This is a genomic window from Paracoccus sp. (in: a-proteobacteria) (assembly GCF_039808215.1).
Lineage (GTDB): Bacteria > Pseudomonadota > Alphaproteobacteria > Rhodobacterales > Rhodobacteraceae > Paracoccus.
The window spans coordinates 22510-28749 of record NZ_JBDHSP010000038.1 but is presented as its reverse complement, the minus strand read 5'-3'; the positions used below and the strand labels follow the sequence as shown (position 1 = coordinate 28749).

Sequence of the window (6240 nt, the reverse complement as noted above, 5' to 3'; positions counted from 1 at the left end):
TTTGAAACACAAAGAAAAAAGGCCCTATCAGGGGCCTCGCCATGGGTTCGCGAATTGAAAGTGGCGGAGGGGATGGGCCTGAAAGACAACCTTCTCCAGCTAAGCTATTGGTCTTGCTATAATCTATGCTAGAATCCAAGCGTGATCCGCTTGCTCGATCACCTGTCACTCAGCCGGAAAGGCTCAGTCCGCCTGCGACACGCTCTCCTGGTAGGTCCGTTCGCGCTCGGGCCAGGCGCTCTTGAGGTAGGCAAGAACTGCCCGGATTTCTGCATCGCTCAGCACGTCCTCGAACCCGGGCATGTCGCTCTCGTATTCGCCGCCGACGACACTTGCTGTCCCCTCCTTGACGATCCGGAACAGGAGGTCGTCGGAATGATGCCATGTGTGGCCGTTTGCATCGTGCGGTGGCGCAGGCAGCCGACCCGAGGGAAGCGGCGTGCGCCAGTCCGGCTGACCCTCCAGTTGCGTGCCATGGCAGGAGGCGCAATGGGCTGCGTAAAGGGCGCGGCCGGTTTCGATGGCTGCGACGGATGCTGCGTCGGAAGTCATCATCCGTCCCAACTGCCAGGCCAGCCAGAGTCCGGAAGTCGCCAGAACGACAAGCCCCGTGAAAAGCAATCGCTTCATTGCAATCCTGTGCAGGTCAGCCCCCGGGCAGTCGCGTATCCGCGGCGTCTATCACGACATCGTTCAGGCGGAACTCGACCTGTGACAAGGGCGACAATGGACAATTCCGGGTGGACCTCCTATTTTTGCACTTATGTTCCGCCGCGTCGTCGCCCTTCTTGCTGTCCTGTCCTTCGCCGTTGTCACGGCGGTGACCACAGCGCATGCGGCGCGCATGACGCTGGATGACACGGTTGTTGCCGCCCATGCCAGCCACATGATGGCCAAGGCGGATACCGGCAATTCCGCCTGCGCGGAGAAATCCGACTGCGGCGCCAGTGATGCCGGCCAGTGCGCGACGGCCTGTGCCGGTCTGCTGAGCTACATTGCCCCGACGCCGGGCGATATGTTTGAAGATCATTTCACCACGACACATGTTCTGCCTGCCGACATGGCAACGCTCGGGCGTAGCCCGGGGCTGAGCGAACGACCTCCCAAGACTCGTCTCCTCTGATGGCGTCCGGGCACCGGCCCGCGGCGCAGCATTGGGCCTGAAACGCGGGACTGAAGTCCCGAGGAGACGCATATGAACACCTTGACCCGACGCGGCTTTCTGGCCGCAGGCGCTGCCGTGCTGGCATCCGCCCACCTTCCCCGTGCCGCCTTAGCACAAGCGAGCCCCCTTGCGCTGACCGCATCCACCCGGACGCTCGACATCGGCGGTCGCGCGGCCACCGTATTCGGCCTCGCCGGACCCAATGGGCAGGGGCTAACCCTTGATCCCGGCCAACGCTTCCGGGTCGATCTGACCAATGATCTCGACGTGGCCACGATCATCCACTGGCACGGTCAGATCCCGCCCAATGCGCAGGACGGCGTGCCCGACCTGCCGATGCCGCTGCTTTCGCCGGGCGAGACCCGGTCCTATGACTTCGCGGCACTGCCCGGCACCTACTGGATGCACAGCCATGTGCCGATCCAGGAGATGCAGTTGCTTGCCGCGCCGCTGATCGTCCGGTCGCCCGAAGACCTGCGCGCGGATCGGCAGGAGGTCGTGCTGTTCCTGCACGACTTCTCCTTCAAATCGCCCGAGGAGGTTCTGGCCGAGATCGGCGCGGGTGCCGGCGCCGGTCACGGCGCGGGTCATGGCGCCGGTTCGGGTACGCCGGGCATGCAGGGCATGGGCATGATGCCGGGAATGAATCACGGCGGCATGGGCAACATGCCGATGGGCGGCATGATGGACATGGGTGGCATGGCCATGGACCTGAACGACTACGATTGGGACGCCTATCTTGCCAACGACCGCACGATCTCGGACCCCGAGGTGGTGCAGGTCGAGCGCGGCGGGCGCGTCCGGCTGCGGGTCATCAACGCCGCCGCCGCCACGGTGTTCTGGATCGACACCGGCGCGGCCCCGGCACGGCTGATCGCGGTGGACGGGCACCCCGTGCAGCCGCTTTCGGGCACGCGGTTCGGCCTCGCCATGGGCCAGCGGCTGGACCTCGAGATCGACTTGCCGGCCGAGGGTGGCGCCTGGCCGATCCTCGCGCTGCGCGAAGGCGCGCGCGAGCGCACCGGCCTGATCCTCGCCACGCGGGGCGCCGAGGTCCGGCGCATCGAGTCGATGGCCGAAAGCGCCGCCCCGGCCTTCGACACCGATCTGGCGCAGGAGGCGCGGCTGGTCGCCCGCGATCCTCTGCCCGACCGGGCTGTGGACCGCAGCCAGATCCTGATGCTCGGCGGTTCGATGCAGCCCTATGTCTGGACGATCAACGGCGCTGTCTGGGGGGATCATCTGCCGATCGCTGCGACGTCGGGCGAGCGGGTGGTACTGTCGTTCCACAACATGTCGATGATGGCCCACCCCATGCACCTGCACGGCCATGTGTTCCAGGTCGTCGGGCTGAACGGCCGGCGGATCGCAGGCGCGCGGCGTGATACCATCCATGTGCCGCCGATGTCGATGGTCGAAGTGGCGCTCGATGCCGGCGAGGCGGCGCGCTGGATGCTGCACTGCCACCACATGCCGCATCTGGCCACCGGTATGATGACGGAATTCGCCATTTCGGCCTGAGATCGCGCCTCAATGGGCGCCGCAGACCGGCGCTCCGCCCCCGTCCAATCATCACCGCGCCACGCGCGCCGGAACGGAAGGAAAGTACCATGATGAACGGAACCGGAATGGGATTTGGCATGGGGTTCGGGTGGCTGTTCGGCCTCCTGATCCTTGCTCTTATCATCTTGGGCATCGCAGCCCTGATCAAATACCTGCGCAAGTGAAAGGAGAGACTCCATGTCCTACACGATCAATCGCACCATCTCCGACGCCAGCATTGATGCCGTAGAGGCCCGCACCCGCGAGGCGCTGGCCGCCCATGGTTTCGGCGTGCTCACCGAAATCGACGCCAAGGCGACCATGAAGAAGAAGCTCGACATCGACATGCCGGGCTATCGCATCCTTGGCGCCTGCAATCCCGGCATGGCGCATCAGGCCATCGGGCTGGAGCCCCGGATCGGCGCCATGCTGCCCTGCAATGTCATCCTGCGCGAGGTCGCGGGCGGCATCGAAGTCAGCGCCGTCGACCCGGTCGCCTCGATGCAGGCGGTGGAAAATGACGGGCTGAAGGCGGTCGCGGCACAGGTCCGGGACATGCTGGCCAAGGCCATGGAGGCGATCTGACACCATTGCATGCCCCCGAAATGCGCCGGGGGCCTGCACTCATTCATCATCGAAAGGGGCCAGCCTCATGGAACACGACCATCACCACATGGCGCCGGATCTTCCCGCTGGGACCGGGACCGCCCACGACCCGGTTTGCGGAATGACGGTCGCCATCACGCCCGAGACAAGGCGCGAGGATTTCCGGGGCCGGACCTTCCACTTCTGCTCGGACAAGTGCCAGACAGCGTTCAGGGGCGATCCGTGGTTCTACGCCGAGGGCCGCGCCGAGGGGCGCAAGGCGGCGGCGCCCGCAGGCACGCAATGGACCTGTCCGATGCATCCGCAGATTGTGCGCGACGCGCCGGGAAGCTGCCCGATCTGCGGCATGGCGCTGGAGCCGATGCTGCCGACCGACGGCCCCAACCCCGAACTGGCCGATTTCACCCGGCGGATGTGGATCAGCCTTGCGGCCTCGGTTCCGCTGATCGCGCTGACCATGGGCGAACTGGTCGGCCTGCCGCTGCGCGACTGGATCGGGCACCAGGTGGCGAGTTTTGTCGAGTTTCTCATCGCTACGCCCATCATCCTCTGGGCGGCGGCGCCGTTCTTCCGGCGAGGGTGGGACTCCTTCGTCAACCGCTCGCCCAACATGTGGACGCTGATCTCGCTCGGCGTCGGGGCGGCGTATCTCTATTCCATCGTCGCCACCTTCCTGCCGGGCTTGTTCCCTGCTGAATACCGCATGGGCCACGGGGTCGGCACCTATTTCGAGGCGGCGGTGGTGATCGTGGCGCTGGTCTTCGTCGGGCAGGTGCTGGAACTGCGCGCGCGCGAACGCACCGGCGATGCGATCCGGGCGCTGATGGACCTCGCGCCCAAGACCGCGCGGCGTGTCTTGGACGACGGCAGCGAATACGACGCGCCCCTGGAAAACGTCATGGCGGGCGACCGGCTGCGCGTTCGCCCCGGCGACAGCGTTCCGGTGGATGGCGAGGTGATCGAGGGGCGATCCTCGGTCGATGAAAGCATGCTGACGGGCGAGGCGGTGCCGGTCGAGAAATCCCCCGGCGATGCGGTGACGGGCGGCACGATCAACAAGAACGGCAGCCTCGTGATCGAGGCGCGGCGCGTCGGCGCCGACACGGTTCTGGCGCAGATCGTCGAGATGGTCGCGGGCGCGCGCCGCTCGCGGGCGCCGATCCAGGGACTGGCGGACCGGGTGTCGGCCGTCTTCGTGCCGACGGTGGTCGCCATCGCCATTGCCGCCTTTGGTGTCTGGCTGGTCTGGGGGCCGGACCCCGCACTTGTCTTCGCGGTGGCCGCCGCGGTCTCGGTCCTCATCATCGCCTGCCCCTGCGCGCTGGGGCTCGCCACGCCGATCTCGATCACCACGGCGGCGGGGCGCGGGGCGCAGGCGGGGGTGCTGATCAAGGATGCCGAGGCGCTGGAGCGCATGGCGGCGGTCGATACGCTGATCGTCGACAAGACCGGCACCCTGACCGAGGGGCGGCCGAAGCTGACGGATGTGCTGGTGTTCGGCGCCGTGACCGAAGGCGACCTGCTCGCCGTCGCAGCCGCGCTGGAACGCGGGTCCGAGCATCCGCTGGCCGAAGCCATCGTCGACGGCGCCGCGGCCCGTGGAACGGAGGTGCACGAGGCGGCGGAGTTCGAAGCTGTCACCGGCAAGGGCGTTCGCGGCAAAGTCCGGGGGCAGACGGCGGCGCTCGGCAATGCCGCGATGATGGCGGAGCTTGGCCTTGACACCACTGATGCCGAGGCGAGCGCGGACAGGCTGCGGTCTGACGGCAAGACGGCGATGTTTGTCGCCATCGACGGCCGCCTTGCCGGTATCGTCGCCGTCGCCGATCCGATCAAGGCGACGACCGCCGAGGCGATCCGGTCGCTGCACGAACTTGGCCTGCGCGTGATCATGGCGACCGGCGACAACCGCACGACCGCCGAGGCGGTGGCGGCCAGGCTCGGCATCGACGAGGTGCGCGCCGGCGTCCTGCCCGAGGACAAGAAGATCCTGATCGACACCTTGCGCAATGAGGGCGCGGTGGTGGCCATGGCGGGTGACGGGGTGAACGACGCCCCGGCGCTGGCCGCCGCCGATGTCGGCATCGCCATGGGCACCGGCGCCGATGTCGCGGTCGAAAGCGCCGGGATGACGCTTCTGGGGGGCGATCTGATGGGCGTGGTGCGTGCCCGGCGTCTGGCCAGGGCGACGCTGCGCAACATCAAGGAAAACCTGTTCTTCGCCTTCGTCTATAACGCCGCCGGGGTGCCGATCGCGGCGGGCGTCCTCTATCCGCTGACCGGAATGCTGCTGTCGCCGATGATCGCCGCGGCGGCGATGAGCCTGTCATCGGTGTCGGTGATCGCCAATGCCCTGCGGCTCAGGCGGGTGAGACTCTGACATGACCACACAACCGGAAGGAAAGATCATGACCCGATACGTATTCTCGCGCCGCGCCGCCTTGCTCACAGGGGCGGCGATGCTGGCCGCCGGCGTCCTTCCGGCGGTGGCGCAGGCCACCGGACCGGCGATCCATGTGCTGAAGGACCCGAGTTGCGGCTGCTGCACGGCCTGGATCGAGATCGTCGCCGCCGAAGGGTTCGTGGTGACGACCGAACTTGCCGACGCAGAGGCCCTGATGCGCTTCAAGATGGAGAACGGCATCCCCGAGGCGATGACCTCCTGCCACACGGCGCAGGTCGAGGGCTATCTGATCGAGGGCCATGTGCCAGTGGCCGACATCCGCCGCCTGCTCGACCAGCGCCCCAAAGCGGTCGGCCTCGCCGTGCCCGGAATGCCCTGGGGATCGCCGGGCATGGGGCCTGACACCGAGCGCGAGGCCTATGACGTCCGCCTGATCCACCGCGATGGCAGCACCACGGTGTTCAGCCGCTACACCGCCGCCTGAGTCTCGTTCCAGATTCTCCACCCCTCCGGCCCGGCGATC

Annotated in this window: 6 protein-coding genes; 5 read left to right on the top strand and 1 reads right to left on the bottom strand. The window is 67.0% G+C overall.

Annotation, left to right across the window (positions count from 1 at the left end):
• Positions 1 to 183: 183 nt before the first annotated feature.
• Entirely contained in the window at positions 184 to 555 is a 372-nt protein-coding gene (locus WMK75_RS12460; protein ID WP_347267985.1) for a cytochrome c, read from the bottom strand.
• Positions 556 to 844: 289 nt separating this feature from the next.
• Here WMK75_RS12460 and WMK75_RS12455 point away from each other — a divergent pair, with 289 nt between their 5' ends.
• The 5 genes from WMK75_RS12455 (at position 845) to WMK75_RS12435 (ending at position 6201) form a co-directional block, all read left to right on the top strand.
• Positions 845 to 1123 carry a hypothetical protein gene (locus WMK75_RS12455; protein ID WP_347267982.1) on the top strand — a complete coding sequence of 93 codons (279 nt, stop codon included), beginning with the start codon at positions 845 to 847 and terminating at the stop codon, positions 1121 to 1123.
• A gap of 72 nt (positions 1124 to 1195) precedes the next feature.
• The gene (locus WMK75_RS12450) at positions 1196 to 2686 is read left to right on the top strand and encodes a multicopper oxidase domain-containing protein (protein WP_347267981.1); all 1491 of its coding nucleotides are present in this window, start codon (positions 1196 to 1198) and stop codon (positions 2684 to 2686) included.
• 219 nt (positions 2687 to 2905) lie between these two features.
• Positions 2906 to 3292 carry a DUF302 domain-containing protein gene (locus WMK75_RS12445; protein WP_347267980.1) on the top strand — a complete coding sequence of 129 codons (387 nt, stop codon included), beginning with the start codon at positions 2906 to 2908 and terminating at the stop codon, positions 3290 to 3292.
• A gap of 67 nt (positions 3293 to 3359) precedes the next feature.
• Positions 3360 to 5693 (top strand): heavy metal translocating P-type ATPase, encoded by a 2334-nt coding sequence (locus tag WMK75_RS12440; RefSeq protein ID WP_347267979.1) that lies wholly within the window; start codon positions 3360 to 3362, stop codon positions 5691 to 5693.
• 28 nt (positions 5694 to 5721) lie between these two features.
• On the top strand, positions 5722 to 6201 hold the full coding sequence (locus WMK75_RS12435) for a DUF411 domain-containing protein (protein WP_347267978.1): 480 nt from the start codon (positions 5722 to 5724) through the stop codon (positions 6199 to 6201).
• Positions 6202 to 6240: the final 39 nt, after the last annotated feature.

What these genes read in the sequence shown, in the direction of transcription:
- WMK75_RS12460 (WP_347267985.1), bottom strand. Translation starts at nt 555, where the DNA reads ATGATGACTTCCGACGCAGCATCCGTCGCAGCCATCGAAACCGGCCGC.
- WMK75_RS12455 (WP_347267982.1), top strand. Translation starts at nt 845, where the DNA reads ATGACGCTGGATGACACGGTTGTTGCCGCCCATGCCAGCCACATGATG.
- WMK75_RS12450 (WP_347267981.1), top strand. Translation starts at nt 1,196, where the DNA reads ATGAACACCTTGACCCGACGCGGCTTTCTGGCCGCAGGCGCTGCCGTG.
- WMK75_RS12445 (WP_347267980.1), top strand. Translation starts at nt 2,906, where the DNA reads ATGTCCTACACGATCAATCGCACCATCTCCGACGCCAGCATTGATGCC.
- WMK75_RS12440 (WP_347267979.1), top strand. Translation starts at nt 3,360, where the DNA reads ATGGAACACGACCATCACCACATGGCGCCGGATCTTCCCGCTGGGACC.
- WMK75_RS12435 (WP_347267978.1), top strand. Translation starts at nt 5,722, where the DNA reads ATGACCCGATACGTATTCTCGCGCCGCGCCGCCTTGCTCACAGGGGCG.